Origin of the sequence: Lampropedia cohaerens (assembly GCF_001005215.1) — a bacterium.
Lineage (GTDB): Bacteria > Pseudomonadota > Gammaproteobacteria > Burkholderiales > Burkholderiaceae_C > Lampropedia > Lampropedia cohaerens.
Genome location: NZ_LBNQ01000009.1, coordinates 239,828 through 258,823 on the forward strand (window position 1 = coordinate 239,828; position 18,996 = coordinate 258,823).

Genomic DNA, 18,996 nt, shown 5'->3' on the forward strand with positions numbered 1-18,996 from the left:
GTGTTCCGTGCCGCAAGGAACTGGATTGGCCAAGGCTACCAGCGTGTGTGCGTTTATGGTTCCGGGCCTGGCGCTTTGGATGCCTTCCGGATACTCCTGGGGGGCTTTGTTGCTGCTTGTGTTAGCGTTGGGCAGTGTGCATCGCTGGCTACCACGGTCTTTTCACACCGTTGACACAGGCACTTGGTTGCTCGGCGCCACGATTCTAGGGATAGGGCTGATTTGGATCGTTCAGAGCGATCCTTCGCTCGGTGCTGCGCGGTGGGATCGTTTTTCCAAGCTAGCGCTCTCGTTGCCGTGTCTGGTGTACGCGGTGACCTACGCGCCCTCGGTGCGCTCTGTAGTGTGGGGAGTGGCGGTGGGCTGCTGGGGCGCAGGGTTGATCGCCATGTGGCAGGTGTATGGACTGGGCTTGCCCCGTGCCAATGGGCATACCAATGCGATCCAGTTCGGCAATCTGGCATTGTTGCTTGGTGCGCTCGCCGCCATTTTCCTTCTGTGTCTATACCAGTATCTGGGCAGGGTACTGCGACTGGGGCTGCTTCTGGGAATCGGGCTTGCCGCGCAGGCATCACTGCTCTCGCTGAGTCGAGGTGGCTGGTTGGCACTTGTCTTCCTGCCAGTACTGGCATTTCCGAGTTTGGCATTGGTCGGCTGGCGATCGTTGAAGGTCGCCGTGCGTCGGCACTGTGTACTTGGACTTTCCCTGTTGGTGCTGGTGAGCGTGCCCATCGTGCTGAACGTGCCCCAGCTGCAAACGCGCATGGCTGCGCTGAATGCGGAATTGGCTGCTTATCAGCAATCCGGGGATGCCAGCACTTCCATCGGTCATCGCCTGGAGCATTGGCGCCTGGCTTGGCACATGGGGCTAGAGCGACCATGGCTAGGTTGGGGGGATGCCGGATACTCCTTGCGTAAGCATGAACTGGTCGCTGCAGGCCAGTTCGATGCATCCACGCTGGAGTTTGACCATGCGCACAACGAAATGCTGGATATGTTTGCAAAACGAGGTGTGGCCGGATTGACAGCTCTGATGGCGCTGTATCTGGTTCCCCTTGCATTGTTCTGGCCCGGCGCAGGCTGGCGCAGACGCTGGCAGCAGCATGGCCTGCGCACGCGGGTTGGCGCGGCAGCTCCGGCGCTGCGACTAGGCGGCGTGGCCATTGTCCTTATGTATGTGGGCTTTGGTTGGACGCAAGTATTTTTCGCGCATAACAGTGGCGTGATGTTCTACGTTTTTATGCTGATCCTCTTCTGGGCGGCGCTACGTTGCTTGGAGAAAGCCTCAGTCTCGACAGCCGGGCAACGGAATCGGCCTGGGCCTGTCGATGTGGTCGACACAGTGCCATAATTGCCCGGATTTGCAGGCCTTGGACGGCCGTTTCGCTGCCACTGCTGGGTAGCTCTAAGCAAGAAGGATGTATGACCATGACGCAAGCGACAGCCTCCTCCCCCGTGGCCCGTGCAGATGTTGAAGTGCTGGCTAAGGATCTGAACGAGAACGGTGGAATTTTCTGCCCCAGCCCTCTTGCCGGCATGCAGCTGTGGAATGGCCATCCGCGCGTGTTTCTCGATGTCGCACAGACTGGCAGCGCACGCTGCCCGTACTGCGGCACCGTCTATCGGCTAAGGGCGGGAGAGGTGTTTAAAGGTCATTGAGGTGCGCCTTCCCGCTTACCGGGCGATTATCCAATGAGGGCCTTGGCTGCTGCGCCGCTGTCGTCGGTGAAGGTGCAGGGTGTTCAGACCGTTGTGCGTCGAGCGCGCGTTCTGCATTTTGTCACCGGAGGATTCTCAGGCGCCACGCAGGTCGCGGCAGATCTGGTGCGAGCGCATCGTGACAACCGTATATTTGAAGCGCGATTGGTATTGCGTCAGAAACGGCACACCGATCCCCTGCGTATTGAAGCGTTGCGCCGCGAGGGTTTGGAGGTCGATGTCGTCACCGATGCGTTGCATAGCCTCACAATGTGGCAACTGCGCAGACTTTGTCTGCAGTGGAAGCCAGACATTCTGGTTGCTCATGGCTTCAGCGAGCATCTGTGGGGACGGTTTGCCGGTCTGTGGGCGGGTGTTCCGCACCTGGTGCACGTCGAACACAACAGCCGCGAACGTTATACCTGGTGGCGACTGGCACAGGCCCGATGGCTAGCTTCGCGCACGGATCGCATCATTGGTTGCTCTGAGGGCGTGAAAGCGTCGCTGTTGGCGCTGGGTATGCCGCCGGAGAAGACCATCGCCATTTCCAATGGCATCAAGCTGGAGCCGTATCGGGAAGCTGCCCTACGACCCCTCGCCCAGCGTGAGCCGGGTATTGTGATGGCAGCGCGTTTTGCCAGGCAAAAGGACCATACAACGCTGCTGAAGGCGTTACAGGTACTGCGGCAACGTGGGCTAACGCCGACGTGCTGGTTGCCAGGAGGTGGCCGCACGCGCGTGCGTGAACGCATGGAGCGTCTTGCCAGCAGACTGGGGGTGCAGGAGCAGGTGCGCTTCCTGGGGTTTCATGGTGACGTGCCAGGCTTGCTAATGCGCAACCGCATTTGCGTGCTTGCCAGTCATTACGAGGGCATGCCGCTGTCGCTGATCGAGGGCATGGCAGCTGGCTGTGTTGTGGTTGGCAGTCAAGTACCTGGTGTCCAGGAAGTCGTGGAGCATGGACGCAACGGCTTGCTGGTGGCCCACCAGAATGCAGCCTCATTAGCCGATGCCCTGACATTGCTGCTCAGTGACGATGCGTTGGCCCAAAGGTTGGCCCAGCAGGGCATGCAAGACGCCAGCGCGTTGTACAGTCTGGAGCGGATGACGGCCGCTTATGAGCGAGAATTTGCCGCGATTCTGGACGGGCAGTTGCCACTGCGGGCGGAGGCGAACTCGTCGGCGGAGGCCAAGGTATGCTGATGACGGGAGATGGCGGCCGACCTTGGTTAAGCGTGCTGATACCGGTCTACAACGTTGCGACTTATCTGCGCGAATGCGTTGAATCGGTGCTGGTGCAGGCGGATCGGGGCGTCGAAATTCTGCTGCTTGACGACGGCTCCACCGACGGCTCTGAACGCATTGCGGCCCATCTACAGACGCATTGGCCGCAGCAGATCACGCTGCTGCGGCATGCCGACAATCAAGGGTTGAGTGCAGCGCGTAATTCTTTGATGGCTGCTGCGCGAGGCAGATATTTGTGGTTTCTTGATTCGGATGACTTCCTTTTGCCGGGGGCCATCGGGCAGCTGCGCGCCTGCATTCAAAGCCATGCGCCAGAACTGGTGCTGTGTGACTTTCAAATGTGGCGCGCCAGGCCGCGTTTGAAGCATCGCCTCCGCGGCGAGTCACACCGCCGCAGTTTCGCAGGTCCGGCAAGGCAATTGGCGCACGATCGCGTACAACTCTTGCGAGGCTTGATGTTGACTGGTCAGATGCATGCGTGGTCCAAAATTGCCAGTCGCACGCTGTGGCAGCGCAGCGGCCTGCAGTTCCCGCGCGGCGCGTACTATGAAGACATGGCAACCATGCCGCGTCTGGCGCTGGCCGCCCGCAGCTTCGCGTACGTGCCAGAGCCTTGGGTGGCTTACCGCCAGCGTGAAGGCAGCATTCTTTCTTCCACTTCCTTGGTCAAGGCCAGCGATCTGGCTTCAGCTTTGCTGGCATTTTCCGCCGACTATCAAGGGCATGTCGCACACGATGGAGTGTTGCGCAATGCCGAGCTGGAGTTCGCCATTGCGCACTTGGCTACACGCAACTTCCTTGGCGCCATGCGTGCTTTCTCTGGCTTACCGCCTGACCAAAGGCGGGAGAATCCACAAGTGCCGGAACAATTTCTTGCGTACTACCAGACCATCAGTCCGTTGGCTCCACGGGCTTTGTTGCGCGCATACTTACGCCGGGGCTGGTGGTTGCGCTATTGGAAAGTACGGGGTTGGTTGCAAACGATGAAGGCGCTGTGATGGTGGTGCAACACGATCGCATGCATTGGCGCGTTCGGGCGGAACTGCAGATAGCACGCGGCTTGTTAGCATGGCGTCGCCATCGAGCACCTTTCTTGCCGGAGTTCGTACTGCCGTCGCCGCGTTTGGTACAGGTGGGAAACAATCTGTCAGGTGAGGGCGGCGCGTCGTCAGCCATTCCCAAAATAATATGGGCATACTGGCATGATGGTGTGCTGCCCCCTCTGATTGCGCGCTGTGTGGCTGGCTGGCGACGTCTGCATCCCGATTGGCACATTCATGTGCTGAATGCGCGTACGGCTCGCGATTTCGTGCCCGATTGGCCGGACAAGCTGGCGCAGGCAACCGTGCATCAGTTGGCTGATTGGTTGCGCCTTTCTTTATTGCATGCTCATGGTGGTATCTGGCTGGATGCCAGTACGGTGCTGACGCAGCCGCTCGACTGGGTTTTGCAGGCGCATGCCCAGTTCAAGGTGCAGGCGCTAGGGCTGTATCTGGACCGTTTTACCAGCGAGCCAGATTATCCGGTGCTGGAGATTGGGTTGCTGGCAGCGCCGCCACATACGCGTTTTTTCGCCGATGTCTTGCAGGAGTTTGGTTGTTGGGTGATTGAGCGAGGTGCCCAGGCGTATGTTGAGCATCTGCGGCAACTTCCCAATTACCTGAAGCTGCGTCAGCGTATTGACGTGCCGCAATACCTGACCACGCATTTGGCAATCCAGCGGACTTTGCAATGGACGGGAGCTAACTACCGCTTGGCCATGTGGCGCTCTGAAGATACCGGCTACCTCTACCATGTCCAGGCTGGTTGGAGCCGTGCGCGTCTGAAGGAGCGGTTGTTTCTCATGCGCGTCGGTAAGACGGTCTCACCGCTCATCAAACTGCGCGGGCCAGATCGGCGCAAGCTTGATGCCTACCTAGACGGTCACGTCTTTCTGCCCGATAGCCTAGCGGGGCTGCATTTGCAGGAGCTGGCGTGAACGCATTCACTCTCTTGTCGCACGTGTTACAGATTGGCCTTGGCTTACTGTTGGCGATCGCCTTGGCGGTAATGGTCTGGCTTCGGCAATGCAGCCGCCTAGCGCCATTGCCAGTGCCTCAGCAACGGATCTTAGGTCGTGGCGCGCAATCAGGCGAACTCGTGCGTGACGCCATTCCCAAAGTGATCTGGACGTATTGGCACAGCGAAAGTTTGCCGCTGGTCGTGCAATGCTGCATCCAGGGCTGGCGACGACTTCATCCACATTGGCGCATCGAAGTGTTGCATCCGGGGCGTGTGCATGAATTCCTGGATGCCATTCCTGCTGGCCTCACGCGCCTGAACATCGCCAAGCAGACGGACTGGATTCGCCTGGCTTTGCTGCAGCGCTACGGTGGCGTCTGGATAGACGCATCTATTATTCTCACGCGACCGTTGGATTGGGTGGAGCAATTACGCGCACCGCAGCAGGCAGATTTCGTCGGGTTTTATCTGGATGGCTATACGATCAAACCGGATTACCCGGTGATAGAAAGCTGGTTTTTAGCTGCCGTTCCGGGAAGCGCTTTTGTCACGCAATGGCTGGCATTGTTTCAGCGCGCAGCGATTGATGGGAACACAGAAGATTATCTAAGCCGCTTGCGTAACGAAGGGCGCTATGCCGATCTGATCCAGCGTATTGGCGAACCAAGTTATCACACAATTCACGTGGTGGCGCAGGACGTTCTGCAACGTCACCCTGCAGATCGTGGGCCGTGGCAGCTGGCGCTGTTGCGCGCTGAGGAAAGCGCCTACTGGCTGCAATGGCAGTCGCACTGGAAACGCAGGCCGCTGTTTGCCAAGCTGCTCTGGGCAAGAGGTGATGATGGGCTCTGGCCTGCCTTGGTCAAACTACGTGGCGGCGAACGCAGCAAGCTGGAATTCTGGTTACAGCGCGGTTGGTATCGCAAGGGTAGTCTTGTTGATCTGGCGCTGAACGCAATGAGCAGGACTTCCTTGAAAAAGCGCTGATGGAATGGATGATTGGATGAAGGTTCTATCGTGAATAATGAAATAACGATTGTCACCGCATTTTTTGATATCAGGCGAGGAGGATGGGGGAGCTTTGGGAGGAGTGGCGATAGGTATATATCTTATTTCAAACATTGGGCAAGGATAAAAAACAATCTTGTTGTCTATGTTGATGCATGCTATGCAGAAGAAGTGAAGGCTATTCGCAGTGCCTTTGGTTTGCTCGATAGAACGATCGTTGTGCCAGTGGATGAGGTGGAGCAGTGCGATCGAGATATTCTTCTGCGCATTGAGACGGCGATGCGTAGTCGGCACGCCTGGGTGTTTAGGCGGTGGCTGGATAATCCGGAATCGTGGAGTGTAAAATATAATTACATTATGTTGATGAAATATTATTTCATCAATGAAGCAGTCAAGAAAGGGCTCGCGTCAGGGACCATTGCGTGGATGGATTTTGGCTTCAATCACGGAGGGGAGGTTTTTCCAGTGGCGGAGGAATTTGATTTTGAGTGGAATTATCCATTCTCGCCAAAAATTCATGCGTTCTTGAATCGGTCGGTAGATGAGTTGCCGATATTTGAGATAGTTAGAAACATGAATGTGTATATCAAGGGAAACCTCCTTGTCGCCGATGCTGGAAGTTGGTCGGAGTTGTGGCACCTTTGTCGTTCTGCAATGGTCAGCTTGACGGCATGCGGTTTTGCAGATGATGATCAAACGCTGCTTTTGATGGCTTACCGTGAGCGGCCGGATCTTTTTGAACTGCATGAAAGTGCGCAGTGGGGTGACGCATTAAAGAACTTTGGGGGTGGACACCTGACTATGAATGACGTGTCGCCTGAAGCACCAGAATCTCGTGGCAAGAGATGGAGAAGGATTCTGAGGGAGAAGTACATCGATTGGCAGCTGTACAAACGAAAGGGGTCGGCTATTTATGAGCAATACAAGCGCTAGTCTCTGCAATGCTGCATGTCATCGCTGATTTCGAATCGGAACTGACACGGTTCATCTTCGATGGGGTGGCTCGGACAGATGTGCATCTGATTTGTCTGCCTCCGCGTGCACGAGGATTTGACGTACTCAAGCGCGCCGCCGAGTGCACACTGCCGAATACACGGCTCGATTGGCTGTATTCCGCGTCACTGCTTGAGCAGTTGGCGCAAATTCGCCCTGGCGATCACGTGTTGTTGTTTTCCATCTTCAACCCCAAGAACTTGCAGGTGCTGGGCAAATACCTGCGCAAGGCGCAGGTGCATGTGTTTCTCTGGAATCCATTGCGGGAACATGGCGCAGATCCGCGCAAGGCCGAGCGCAGGCTGCAGGCGGTGCGAAGGTTGACGCCGCATATCGCCACCTTCGATCCCGAGGATGCCAAGGCGCACAAATTGAGGTTGGTGCCGCAGCCCTATCGCGAAGTCCCAGCACCAGCATATGCGGATTGCACGGTAGATCTCTGCTTTATCGGGATGGACAAAGGGCGTTTGCCTTTTTTAATGCGGCTTGCTGACGTCGCAGAGCAAGCTGGGCTGCGGTGTTTTATGCATGTGTTGCCGGATAAAGGCCAACGCTACACGCCGAGGCAACGGGCCTTCATGGCGCGAGGCTATCTCTCGTATGCAGAGAATTTGCGTCATGCCATGCAGGCGCGATGCTTGCTGGAGGTGGCTCAGGTGCATCAGGCCGGAGCCACTTTGCGCAGCGTGGAGGCGTTGTTTCTGGCGCGAAAATTGGTGACGACCCGTCAACATGCGCGCCACGAACCGGACTTTGATCCTCGGCGGGTCTTGCTCATGCTTGAACCGGATGCAGATGTGTTAACGGAGTTCTTGAACCAGCCGTGTCCCAGAGTTCCTCAGGAAACGCTGCGTCGCCACGAGATCAATCAATGGCTTGAAAACTTCTGCTGATCGTCAGTGGGACGAATGGGTTGTGCTGTTATACCCGTCTGGATTGTTTGATTGCCACCGCCACGCATCCCTGAGCATGTCTTCCAGCGTATGGGTGGCGCGCCATTGCAGTTCCTGCTTGGCCAATGAAGGATCGGCCCAGAAGGCGGGCAGGTCGCCGTCGCGGCGGGGGGCGATGCGGTAGGGTACGTGCGCACCGGTGACGGCCTCGAATGTCCGCACGATTTCCAGCACCGAGGTGCCGCGGCCAGTGCCGAGATTCCAGGCACGCAGGCCGGCCGGAGAATCATGATCGGCGGTAAGTGCATCCAGCGCGGCCAGGTGACCTCGCGCGAGGTCGACGACATGCAGGTAGTCGCGAATGCACGTGCCGTCAGGGGTTTCATAGTCACCGCCGAAGATGGCCAGTTCCTCGCGCTGGCCAATGGCAACCTGCGTGACGAATGGCAGCAGGTTGTTGGGAATGCCCTGCGGGTCTTCGCCGATCAGACCGCTGGGATGTGCACCGATGGGATTGAAGTAACGCAGCGCCGCCGCGCGCCAGCGTGTATCGGCCCGGCACAGATCCACCAGCATGCGCTCGACCATGATTTTGCTGTTGCCGTAGGGATTGGAGGCCGTGCCCAGCGGCATGTCCTCCCGATAGGGGACCGGGGCATCCGGGCCGTAGACGGTTGCCGAGGAGCTGAACACGAAGGTACGCACGCCAGCAGCGTCCATGGCCTTGAGCAGGCTGAGGCTGCCGGCCACGTTGTTGTCGTAGTACGCCAGCGGCAGGCGTACGCTTTCGCCGACGGCCTTCAGGCCAGCAAAGTGGATCACGGCGTCAATGCCGCTGCCCTGCAGCACGGCCTGCAGGGCTGGGGTGTCGCGCACGTCCATTCGGAAAAAGGCGGGTGTGGTGCCGGAAATCGCACCGATCCGGTCAATGGCCTCGGCATGGCTGTTGCAGAGGTTGTCGACGATGGTCACCTGGTGGCCGGCGGCAAGGAGTTCAACGGCTGTGTGGGCGCCGATATAGCCGGCGCCTCCTGTGACGAGGACGTGCATGCGAGAAACAGGTGAAAGTGTCTGGGCGGGAAGGTCGCGCGCAATGGCTGCGCAGGCGCGCGACCACTGCCGATACTGTAGCGGAAACGGCTGTCAGCAATTTTTGGGCAGTCGCAGCACGAACACCGCGCCGCCGCCTTCGCGCGCTTCGCAATGCACGCTGCCGTGATGGTGTTCGGCAATGCTCTTGACCAATGACAGGCCCAGCCCCACGCCGCCCGAGCGCTCGCTCGCACCGGGTGCGCGGTAGAACGGCTCGAAGATGCGCTGGCGCTGCTCGGCCGGCACGCCGGGACCGCGGTCGGCCACGCGTATTTCGATCGTGGGGCCGCTGCGCTGTAGCGTGAGCGTAATTGGGCCTGCGCTGTAGCGGCGGGCATTTTCAAGAAGATTGCGGATGGCGCGGCGCAGCAGCTTGGCGTCGGCAAGCACCTCCAGCGCCGCCACGGCATCCTCGTGTTCCGCGACGGCTATGTCCAGCTCCGCGCCCACACGCGCCGTCTCTTCCGCACACAGGCCGATCAGGTCCACGAATTCGCGTTGCGTGGCAACGTCCTCGGCGAGGTCCAGGCGACTGGCCAGCAGGATCTCGTCGATGAGTTGGTCGAGCTCGGCGATGTTGCGTTGGATTTCCTGCACCGCTTGCGGCGATGGTGGGCTGTTTTCATGCAAGGCCAGCCCCATGCGGATGCGTGCCAGCGGTGAGCGCAGCTCGTGCGAGGCATTGGCCAGCAGCGCCTTATGCGAGCGCACCAGCGTTTCAATGCGCGCTGCGGCGGCATTGAACTGCCCGCCCAGTTCCGCCACTTCATCATTGCCGGATACCGGAATGCGTACCGAGAGGTCGCCCTCGCCGAACTTCTGCACTCCCAGGCGCAAGGTCTCCAGCCGCTTCATCAAATGGCGGATGATGGGAAATACACCGATGATGACTGACAGGCCTACCAGACCCAGCAGCCAGAGGTAGCCAAACGGTGGCGCAGTCAGAAACGCCCATCCCTCCGAGGGGCGGGGGCGCCGCTCCTGGGGGGCAAAGCGGGCAATGTACTCGTGCCCATGTTCTGTCGTGATGCCCAGCGAGAAGCCCGGTTCGGAAGTCGGGATGAACACCGACATGGCGCGGATGTCCGGTGCTGGCTGGTCGACGCGGTGAATAACGACTTCCCGCGGCACGATGACACGCTCGCGCTCGCTGCGCTCGTCTGCCACCTTCCAGGCCCATGCGACAAGCAGCATCAGCACCGCTACGCAGCCGACCACGGCCAGCCAAATGCGCAGGTACATGCGTTGCGAGAAGGGATTGCGCAGGGCCATGGTGCGTGGTTTGGGCGGCGTGCGAGTGGCGTAGTTCAGTCCTGCTGCTTGGCGAAGACGTAGCCGACACCGCGTACGGTCAGAATGCGGCGCGGATTCTTGACGTCGGCTTCGATGGCGGCACGGATGCGCCCCATGTGCACGTCGATGGAGCGGTCGAACGCCTCCAGCTCGCGTCCGCGCACGGCCTCCATGATCTGATCGCGCGTGAGCACGCGTCCGGCGCGTTCGGCCAGCGCCACCAGCAGGTCAAACTGGTAGCTGGTCAGCTCCGCCGGCCGCCCGGCGACGGACACCGTCCGGGCGCTGCGGTCGATCTCCAGCGAGCCAAAGCGCAGGACGTCGCTGTCTGACGCAGCCAACGTGCCAGCCTGCTGACGCCGCAGGATGGCGCGCACGCGCGCCAGCAGCTCGCGGGGCTCGAAGGGTTTGGGCAGGTAATCGTCGGCGCCGATTTCCAACCCGATGACGCGATCCATCGGGTCGCCCTTGGCAGTAAGCATCAGGATCGGCACACGCGCAATGGGCCCTTGGGTGGCGCGGATCTGGCGGCATACGTCCAGCCCGTCCATGTCAGGCAGCATCAAGTCCAGGATTACCAGCTCCGGCAGTTGCTGCCCGAGCCCGCGCTGCAGCAGCTCCAGGCCCGTCTTGCCATCGGGCGCGTGTACGATGGCAAATCCCGACTGGCCCAGATACTCGCGCACCATGCTGGCCAGGCGCTCGTCGTCCTCGATCATCAACACAGCAGTAGTCATAGGCGTCGTCAAAATGGAGTAGGGTCACGCTGGCACAGCCACCTCTGACAGCATGGTGCGGCGTTGCGGCGCGCCTGCGCCACTATCGCCAGCAAGTGGCCGCGTCGGCATGTCGCAGAGGTAAACCGCAGGTAAAGCGTTGCCATGGCATGCGCGCGCGAGGCTGCTCACGGCTGCGCGCGCTTGACTGTCAGCAGGCCGGCGCCGATGGCCATCAGCAGGCTGCCGAAGATGCGGTTTTGCCACAGCTGTGCGCGGTAGCTCTTGAGCCACTGTGACAGCAGGCTGGCGCTGGCAGCGTAACTGTTCATGACGATGGAGTCGACCGCGCACATCGTCGCACCGAGAACAAGCAGCTGCAGCCACAGCGGGCGGGCCGGATCGATGAACTGCGGCAGCACCGCGACCATGAAGAGAATCCCCTTGGGATTGGTGGCGTTGGTGAAAAAGCCCGTCAGCACGCGCTGCTGCCAGGGCAGGGTGCCGGTGCGTTGCATCGCCTGGCGGTCGGCCGTCAGTGCAGGCTCGGTCTTGGCGATGTCCTGCGGCGAGGAGGGCTTTTGCAAAAACTGGCGCACACCCAGATACATCAGGTACAGCGCGCCGACAACCTTCACGGTCAGAAAGGCCATCTCCGAGGCGATCAGCAGCGAGCCAACGCCAGCGCCGGCGACCACCAGGATCAGCGCCAGCCCAAGCTGCAGGCCGAAAACGGTGGGCAGGGTGCGCCGCCAGCCATAGCCCAGGCCGTGGCTCATCGACAGCACAGCGCCCGATCCTGGCGAGATCGCAATGACCCAACAGGCGGCGAAAAAGGTCAGCCAGACATGCCATTGCATGGTGTGGAATCTCCAGGTACGTGAAACAAAAAGGATGGGCGTCAGCAGGCGTTCAGAGGTACTTCACCAGCACCTTGCTCTTGCGGTCCCAGTTGTACTTGTTCTTGCGTGCCTGCGGCAGCCAGTCCGGGTCGACTTCCTCGAAGCCGCGCTTGATGAACCAGTGCATGGTGCGCGTGGTCAGCACGAAGATGCTCTTGAGGCCCATGGCGCGGGCGCGCTGCTCGATGCGCTTGAGCAGCTTCTCGCCATCGCCCTGGCCTTGCGAGTGTGGCGAAACGGTGACGGCGGCCATCTCCCCGGTGCTTTTCTCCAGATACGGATACAGCGCAGCGCAGCCGAAAATCACGCCATCGTGCTCGATGATGGTGTAGTTGTTGATGTCGCGCTCGATCTCCGTGCGGCTGCGCTTGACCAGCGTGCCATCCTGTTCGAACGGCTCAATCAGCTGCAGGATGCCGGCCACATCGTCCGGGGTGGCCTGACGCACCTCCTCCAGCCGCTCGTCCACCACCATGGTGCCAATGCCATCGTGCACATAGATTTCCAGCAGCACCGAGCCATCGACCGCAAACGGAATGATGTGGCTGCGCTCGACGCCGCCCTCGCAGGCCTTGATGCAGTATTTCAGATAAAAGCCCGTGTCCGTGGGCTTTTCCGCTTCCGGAGCGGCGCGAAACAGGGCCTTGGCGTCGGCCAGCGTCATTTCGGTGATGATGGGATTGTCCTCGCCGGCCGGCTGATCGTGATTGCGACGAATACCCGGGACCTCGCACACATAAATCAGCTTATCGGCCTTGAGCGCAATGGCAATGGAGCTGGCCACTTCCTCCATAGCCAGATTGAACGCTTCACCCGTGGGCGAGGAGCCAAACGGCGAAAGCAGCACGATGGAGTCCATCTCCAGCGCGCGCTGGATGCCTTCGGCATCGACCTTGCGCACCTTGCCGGTGTGCTGGAAATCCACCCCGTCCAGAATGCCCATGGGCCGTGCGGTGATGAAGTTGCCCGAGATCACGCGCACCTTGGAGCCGGCCATCGGCGTATTGGGCAGGCCCTGGCTGAAGCAGGCCTCGATCTCAAAGCGCAGCTGCCCAGCTGCTTCCTGCGCCGCATCCAGCGCGGCGGAATCGGTGATGCGGTTGCCCTTGTAGTACTGCGACTGCAAGCCCTTGGCCTGTAGCTGCTCGTTGACTTGCGGGCGAAAACCATGCACCAGCACGATCTTCACGCCCATGCTGTGCACCAGCGCCAGATCCTGCACCAGATTCTGCAGCTTGCCCGCGGCAATGGCCTCGCCGCAGACGCCGACGACGAAGGTTTGGTGCCGAAACTTGTGGATATAGGGCGCAACGGAGCGAAACCACGGCACGAAGGTGAAGTTGAAGACGGTGGACATGGAAGGGGATTTGCAATGAGCTCGCTCAGGCGCGCAATGGCGTATTTTGCGCCAAAGCACTCAGGCGTGACGCGCTTGGCGCCGGTTCTCGATGCGCGGCAGGTGTGCGCCAGCGCCTCGTCCAGGCGGCGCGCGGCGTGCCGGTCGATGCATCGGTGGCCGAAGGCCAGGTGGCACTCGGGTTCCAGCAAAGGAGCGAGCTGATCCAAGGGCCCGCAATCGTGGTGCTGGAGCCATGGCCCACAGCTGTTGCCATCGATACCGTTTTTTCCGCTGCCATTGTGCGTGGCAGTACCCGGGTGCCCCGCTGCGCGGCAGTTGCTGGCATTCATGGCCTCTACGCAGGCCGATGCCGCCAAGCGGCGCGAGGGGATGATGCCCGTCTGACCGCGCCTAACGAGCGATGCTCGGGGGGCACGCAGCAGCCGTGCCGCATCCCGCAGTTTTGCAGCCTTTTTTCTCAACCAGAACACAGGAGACATTCATGACCCAGACAGACATGCTGATCGGCGGAACGCGCGTGCAGGCCGAAGGCGGCAGAACCTTTGAGCGCAGAAACCCCATCGATCAGCAGCTGGCGACGGTGGCCCCCGCTGCCAGCGTGGCGGATGCCCGCAAGGCCGTCGATGCCGCTGCGGACGCATTAGGCGCGTGGGCGGCGACGGGACCGGGGGAGCGCCGCGCCCTTCTGAACCGGGCGGCGGACGCACTGCAGGCAAGGCATGCGTCGCTGACGCGGGCCATCATGGCGGAAACGGGCGCTTCAGCCATCTGGTCTGACTTCAATGTGCGTCTTGCGGTCAACATGCTGCGCGAGGCCGCCGCCCTGACCACGCAGATCCAGGGCCAGACCATTCCGTCCGATACGGCGGGTCTGCTGTCCATGGCGGTGCGCCAGCCTGCCGGCGTCGTGCTGGGTATGGCGCCATGGAATGCGCCGCTCATCCTGGGGGTGCGTGCCCTGGCCGTGCCGCTTGCCTGCGGCAACACCGTGGTGTTCAAAGGCAGCGAGGTGTGTCCTGCCACACACGCTGAAATCGTGCAGGCGTTTTGCGACGCGGAGTTTCCCGCCGGGGTCGTGAACTTCGTCACCAACGCCCCTGCGGACGCTGGCCCGATCGTGGAGGCGATGATTGCCCATCCGGCGTTGCGACGCGTCAATTTCACCGGCTCGACGCGGGTGGGGAAAATCATTGCCGCAACTTGTGCGAAATACCTCAAGCCGTCCGTGCTGGAGCTGGGCGGCAAGGCGCCGGCGCTGGTGCTCGACGATGCCGATCTGGACGATGCAGTCAATGGTGTCGCATTCGGCGCCTTTGCCAACTCTGGCCAGATCTGCATGTCCACCGAGCGCATCATCGTCGACCAGGACATTGCCGATGCCTTCATCGAAAAGCTCGTCGCCAAGGTCAGGGGATTGCCGCAGGGCGATCCGCGCAACGGGCCCGTCGTGCTCGGATCGGTCGTGGACATGGCGACAGTGGAACGTTGCAACCGCCTGATCGACGACGCCCTGGCCAAGGGCGCGCGCCTGCTGTGCGGCGGCAGCGCCGATACCACCTTGATGCCTGCCACTTTGCTCGACCATGTCACGGCCGAGATGGCGATCTATCACGAGGAGTCGTTCGGGCCGGTCAAGCCCATCGTGCGGGTTCGCGGCGAAGCGCAGGCCATCGCATGTGCCAACGACAACGCCTATGGCCTTTCTTCCGCCATCTTCACCGGCGACCTTGCGCGCGGCTGGCGGGTAGCAGGGCAAATCCAGTTGGGCATCTGTCACGTCAACGGAGCGACAGTCCACGACGAGGCCCAGATGCCATTCGGCGGCGTCAAGGACAGCGGCTGGGGCCGATTTGGTGGTCAGGCCGGCATCGATGCCTTTACCGACCTGCGCTGGGTCACGCTGCAAACCAGTGCCCGCCACTATCCGTTCTGAGCACCTGTTCAAAGTTCCTCCACACATGGCGCAATAAGGCAAAAATGCGGTGTGTGCCGCTGCTGGGACATTCTTGCATGGCATCCCTAACGGTTGAGCCGCGGGCGGCGCACGGACCGACAACAGTCAGACGGACCCGATACGCCAACGCGTACGCGCAGCGGTGTAAATCAGGTCAGGCTGGTATCGACCTGCCGCTTTTCCAGGCTCAGGTATTCCTGTGACTGCATTTCGTTCAGGCGCGAGACGGTGCGCGGGAACTCGTGCGCCAGCGGGCCCTGCACGTACAGTTGCTCGGGCGGCACCTGTGCGGAGGCAATGAGCTTGACGCTGCGGTCGTAGAGCACGTCCACCAGCCAGGTGAAGCGCCGTGCCTCGGAGGCCAGGTTCACCGACATCTGCGGAATGTCCGAGACCAGCACGGTGTGGAACTGGTTGGCAATTTCCAGGTAGTCGTTCTGCGAGCGCGGGCCACCGCACAGCTGCTTGAAGTCGAACCAGATCACGCCACCGGCGCGGCGCCGTGCCGGGATGGTGCGCGATTCGATGCGCATCACCGGCTCCTCATCGGGTGCCTCGGCCAGCTGGTTGAACGCGGCTTCCATCGCGGCATCGGCGGCAGCGCCGGTGGGTGTGTGGTAGAGCTGCACATGCTGCAGCGTGCGGCGGCGGTAGTCCGTGCCATTGTCGACGTTGACGACCTCCATGCGCTCGTTGAGCAACGCGATCGCGGGCAGGATGCGATCGCGGTGCAGGCCATTGGGATAGAGCTCGTCGGGCTTGAAGTTGGATGTGGTGACGAACCCGACCCCGTTGTCAAACAGCGCAAGCAACAACCGGTAAAGGATCATCGCGTCCGTGATGTCGGCAACGTGGAACTCGTCAAAGCAGATCAGCTTGTAGCGCTTGGCGATGCGCGCGCCGAGCACGTCCAGTGGGTCACGCGTGCCTTGCAGACCATGCAGCTCCTTGTGCACTTCACGCATGAACTCGTGAAAGTGCAGCCGCACCTTGCGTTCGATCGGCACTTCCTGGAAAAAGCATTCCATCAGCAGGCTCTTGCCGCGGCCCACGCCGCCATACATGTAGACGCCTCTGGGGATGTCGGGGTGATTGACCAGTTTCTTCAGCCGATTGGAGCGTTTGGACTTGTAGGCGCCCCATTCTTCGGCGCAGCGCTGCAGCGCTGCCACGGCGCGCAGCTGGGCGGGATCTTCCTGATAGCCGCGTTCGGCGAGTACCTTGCGGTAAGCGGATTCAACACTCATGGTCGGGTTTGCCTGGTTGTTTGGCTGCACGGGGCAGGCGCTGAATTAAGCGCTGGTCTAAGAACCTGTTTACGATCTTTTCATGCGCCTTTGCCTGGCTGCCCTTGGGGTTGCCTCGCCAGACGCACGCTGCGGCGTTGCCAATCCTCGTCGGGCCACCAGTCCGACTGCGGTTTGCGCCTTGCTGCGCATCCCCTGGTGAGGCCACGCGGTGCATGAAAAGATCGTCAACAGGTTCTAAGGCCAAAAGGGCGATTGTCGCCGCATAGGCTGTCAAGGTGCCGCAAAGGAGAAATCGGCCACCAGCGGCAGGTGGTCGGACATGCGCCACCAGATTCGTCCGCGCGGCACGAACACCGAGCGCGGCACCAGGCGGCGCACGAAGATGCGATCAAGCTGCACCACCGGCAGGCGCGATGGATACGTGAAGGCACGGTGCCCGTCGTATTCGGTAAAACCGGTCTCGCGCAGCAGCATGCCGGTCTGGTCGCCCCAGTCGTTGAAGTCGCCGGCGACGATCACGGCCGCATCGGGCGGGATTTCCTCGCGCACGAACTCGCGAATCATCGCGACCTGCCGCAGTCGGCTGATGTGGATCAGGCCGAGATGCACCACCAGCACATGCACGCTGCGACCGGCAACGTTGACCTCTGCGTGCAGGATGCCGCGCTGTTCCAGGCGGTGGTCGGAGATGTCGCGCTGCTGCGAGCGCAGCACCGGCCAGCGCGTCAGCAGGGCATTGCCGTGCTCACCGTGGCGGGTGACCGCATTGGTGTAGTAGACCGCCTCGTAGCCTTCCGGTGCCAGGTACTGCGCTTGCGGCAACTGCGGCCAGTCTCGAAAGCGCGCCTGGCCCCAGAGGTTTTGCTTGCGCACCTCCTGCAGGCAGATGATGTCAGCGTCCAACTGCTCAATGGCCAGCCCCAGGTTGCCGATCTCCAGCCGGCTCAGCGGCCCAAGCCCCTGTACACCCTTGTGGATGTTGTAGGTGGCAATGCGCAGCACATCCGGTACAGGCGCATCCTCGGCGGCAGAGGTGTCGGGGAGCGCACCAGCGACTTCAGTCATGAGGGGCATTCTGCGGGTGGGCGCGTCGTCAGTATCGGCGCGCCCTGTACAAGCTGCGAGCGTCAGTCTTGCGAGGCTGCAGCATCGGTTGCCGGTGCTGTCGTGGGCGCCGGTGCGCCAGGTTGTATGCGCACCGCGGTGACGCGTTCGACCATCTTGCCATCCATCTCCGAGACAGTGAACCGCCAGCCCTCCCATTCGATGGAGTCGCCCACCTGTGGAATCCGTTCGAGCAGCAGCATGAACATGCCGCTGAGTGTGTTGTAGTGGCCGCGCTCTTCCTCCGGCACGGCGTGCAGTCCCAGCCGATCCTTGAGCTCGACATTCGGAATCGTGCCGTAGAGCAGCCAGCTGCCGTCCTCAAGCTGGCGGGCCCAGGCATCGTCAACGTCGCGCGAGGCGAATTCCCCGGTCAGCGCCTCGGTCACGTCCTGCAGGGTGACGATGCCTTCGGTTTCCCCGTATTCATCAACCACAAAAGCCATTTGCAGGCTGTTGGCGCGGAACTGCGCCAGCAGCGCCATGCCCGTGAGAGTCTCAGGTACGTACAGACAGGTGTGCAGATCGCGTGCGAAGTCCGGGCGCTGACCACTGGCCACGCGGGCCAGGACCTGCTTGGCGTGGATGTAGCCCAGAATGTGATCGAGGCCGCCGTCGCAGACCGGGAAACGCGTGTGGCCGGACTCGATCATGGTCTTGAGGTTGTCGTCGTCGCTGTTTTGCAGGTCGATGTAGACAATCTCGGTGCGCGGTGTCATTAGCGAGCCGACCTCGCGGCCATCGAGCCGGAACACGTTGCGCACGATGTCGTGCTCGCTCTGGTCGATGGCGCCAGATTGTGAGCCCTCGGCCAGCATGGCGTGGATTTCCTCCTCTGTCACGCCACCGCCGGCCGCCTGCTTGGCGCCCAGCATCTTCAGCAGTGCATTGGTGGAAAACGACAGCAGCCACACGAACGGGCGGGTGATGGCCGCCAGAATCTGGATCGGGCGGGCGACGATGCGCGCGATCGGCTCCGGCGATATCTGGCCGAGCCGCTTGGGCACCAGCTCGCCCACGACGATGGAAAAGTACGTGACGCCCAGCACCACGATGGCCGTTGACACCACGCTGGCCGTGCCTGCTGGCACACCCAGCGCGCCCTGCATCCAGATTGCCAGCGGGCCAGCCAATGCGGCCTCACCGACGATGCCGCTGAGCAGCCCGATGGAGGTGATGCCGATCTGGATGGTGGAGAGAAAGCGGGTCGGATCCTCGCCCAGCTTGAGCGCCACCTTGGCAGCTTTGTCACCCTCTTCGGCGCGCGCCTGCAGTCTGGCGCGGCGGGCCGTTACAAGAGCAATCTCGGACATGGCGAAGATGCCGTTGAGCAGAATCAGTCCGATGAGGATCAGCACTTCCATGGTGTGCCTCCTTGCTGCAGCGCGCAGGCCAGAACGTGGCTGGCAGGAAGCGCGGACGCTGTTCCGGACCGCAGGCGTAGCCGGATGGACGCCGCGTGCAATATGGGGTTGGCAAGAAAAGAG

17 protein-coding genes are annotated in these 18,996 nt (G+C 61.2%); 9 read left to right on the forward strand and 8 right to left on the reverse strand.

What is annotated here, in order from left to right; genetic code table 11:
- Positions 1-25: 25 nt before the first annotated feature.
- From AAV94_RS01935 to AAV94_RS01965, 8 genes are all read left to right on the forward strand, one after another.
- Positions 26-1,351, forward strand: coding sequence for an O-antigen ligase family protein (locus AAV94_RS01935; protein ID WP_197407985.1), 1,326 nt, complete (start codon positions 26-28; stop codon positions 1,349-1,351).
- A gap of 77 nt (positions 1,352-1,428) precedes the next feature.
- Positions 1,429-1,659 carry a zinc-finger domain-containing protein gene (locus AAV94_RS14535; protein ID WP_084824682.1) on the forward strand — a complete coding sequence of 77 codons (231 nt, stop codon included), beginning with the start codon at positions 1,429-1,431 and terminating at the stop codon, positions 1,657-1,659.
- Positions 1,660-1,692: 33 nt separating this feature from the next.
- Complete coding sequence (locus tag AAV94_RS01940; protein WP_084824668.1) at positions 1,693-2,901, forward strand: glycosyltransferase; 1,209 nt, start codon at positions 1,693-1,695, stop codon at positions 2,899-2,901.
- Entirely contained in the window at positions 2,901-3,941 is a 1,041-nt protein-coding gene (locus tag AAV94_RS01945) for a glycosyltransferase family 2 protein (RefSeq protein ID WP_046740673.1), read from the forward strand. Before AAV94_RS01940 ends, AAV94_RS01945 begins: the two co-directional genes overlap by 1 nt.
- The gene (locus tag AAV94_RS01950; protein WP_046740596.1) at positions 3,941-4,921 is read left to right on the forward strand and encodes a glycosyltransferase family 32 protein; all 981 of its coding nucleotides are present in this window, start codon (positions 3,941-3,943) and stop codon (positions 4,919-4,921) included. Before AAV94_RS01945 ends, AAV94_RS01950 begins: the two co-directional genes overlap by 1 nt.
- Positions 4,918-5,931: a glycosyltransferase family 32 protein gene (locus tag AAV94_RS01955; RefSeq protein ID WP_156167901.1), complete on the forward strand. Its 1,014-nt coding sequence runs from the start codon at positions 4,918-4,920 to the stop codon at positions 5,929-5,931. The genes AAV94_RS01950 and AAV94_RS01955 overlap by 4 nt, the downstream gene beginning before the upstream one ends.
- 12 nt (positions 5,932-5,943) lie before the next feature.
- On the forward strand, positions 5,944-6,885 hold the full coding sequence (locus tag AAV94_RS01960) for a WlaTC/HtrL family glycosyltransferase (protein ID WP_084824670.1): 942 nt from the start codon (positions 5,944-5,946) through the stop codon (positions 6,883-6,885).
- A gap of 8 nt (positions 6,886-6,893) precedes the next feature.
- A complete protein-coding gene (locus AAV94_RS01965) occupies positions 6,894-7,838 on the forward strand; it encodes a hypothetical protein (RefSeq protein WP_046740597.1) in 945 nt (314 codons plus the stop codon).
- A gap of 3 nt (positions 7,839-7,841) precedes the next feature.
- Here the strand turns inward: AAV94_RS01965 and galE are convergent, their stop codons facing one another.
- The 5 genes from galE to argA form a co-directional block, all read right to left on the reverse strand.
- On the reverse strand, positions 7,842-8,888 hold the full coding sequence (gene galE / locus AAV94_RS01970) for a UDP-glucose 4-epimerase GalE (RefSeq protein WP_046740598.1): 1,047 nt from the start codon (positions 8,886-8,888) through the stop codon (positions 7,842-7,844).
- Between the two features lie 93 nt (positions 8,889-8,981).
- Entirely contained in the window at positions 8,982-10,202 is a 1,221-nt protein-coding gene (locus tag AAV94_RS01975) for a HAMP domain-containing sensor histidine kinase (protein WP_046740599.1), read from the reverse strand.
- A 35-nt stretch (positions 10,203-10,237) separates the two neighbouring features.
- Positions 10,238-10,960 (reverse strand): response regulator, encoded by a 723-nt coding sequence (locus AAV94_RS01980; protein ID WP_046740600.1) that lies wholly within the window; start codon positions 10,958-10,960, stop codon positions 10,238-10,240.
- Positions 10,961-11,127: 167 nt separating this feature from the next.
- Positions 11,128-11,799, reverse strand: a complete 672-nt coding sequence (locus AAV94_RS01985) for a LysE family translocator (protein ID WP_046740601.1) — start codon at positions 11,797-11,799, stop codon at positions 11,128-11,130.
- 52 nt (positions 11,800-11,851) lie between these two features.
- Positions 11,852-13,198, reverse strand: a complete 1,347-nt coding sequence (argA, locus tag AAV94_RS01990; RefSeq protein WP_046740602.1) for an amino-acid N-acetyltransferase — start codon at positions 13,196-13,198, stop codon at positions 11,852-11,854.
- A gap of 484 nt (positions 13,199-13,682) precedes the next feature.
- On the opposite strand from argA, the gene AAV94_RS01995 reads away from it, so the two are divergent.
- Positions 13,683-15,134 carry an aldehyde dehydrogenase gene (locus AAV94_RS01995; RefSeq protein ID WP_046740603.1) on the forward strand — a complete coding sequence of 484 codons (1,452 nt, stop codon included), beginning with the start codon at positions 13,683-13,685 and terminating at the stop codon, positions 15,132-15,134.
- 170 nt (positions 15,135-15,304) lie between these two features.
- On the opposite strand, the gene zapE is transcribed toward AAV94_RS01995, so the two are convergent.
- From zapE to AAV94_RS02010, 3 genes are all read right to left on the reverse strand, one after another.
- The gene (zapE, locus tag AAV94_RS02000) at positions 15,305-16,402 is read right to left on the reverse strand and encodes a cell division protein ZapE (protein WP_046740604.1); all 1,098 of its coding nucleotides are present in this window, start codon (positions 16,400-16,402) and stop codon (positions 15,305-15,307) included.
- Between the two features lie 273 nt (positions 16,403-16,675).
- On the reverse strand, positions 16,676-17,470 hold the full coding sequence (locus AAV94_RS02005; RefSeq protein ID WP_084824671.1) for an endonuclease/exonuclease/phosphatase family protein: 795 nt from the start codon (positions 17,468-17,470) through the stop codon (positions 16,676-16,678).
- Between the two features lie 62 nt (positions 17,471-17,532).
- Entirely contained in the window at positions 17,533-18,873 is a 1,341-nt protein-coding gene (locus AAV94_RS02010) for a hemolysin family protein (protein ID WP_046740605.1), read from the reverse strand.
- Positions 18,874-18,996 lie beyond the last annotated feature (123 nt).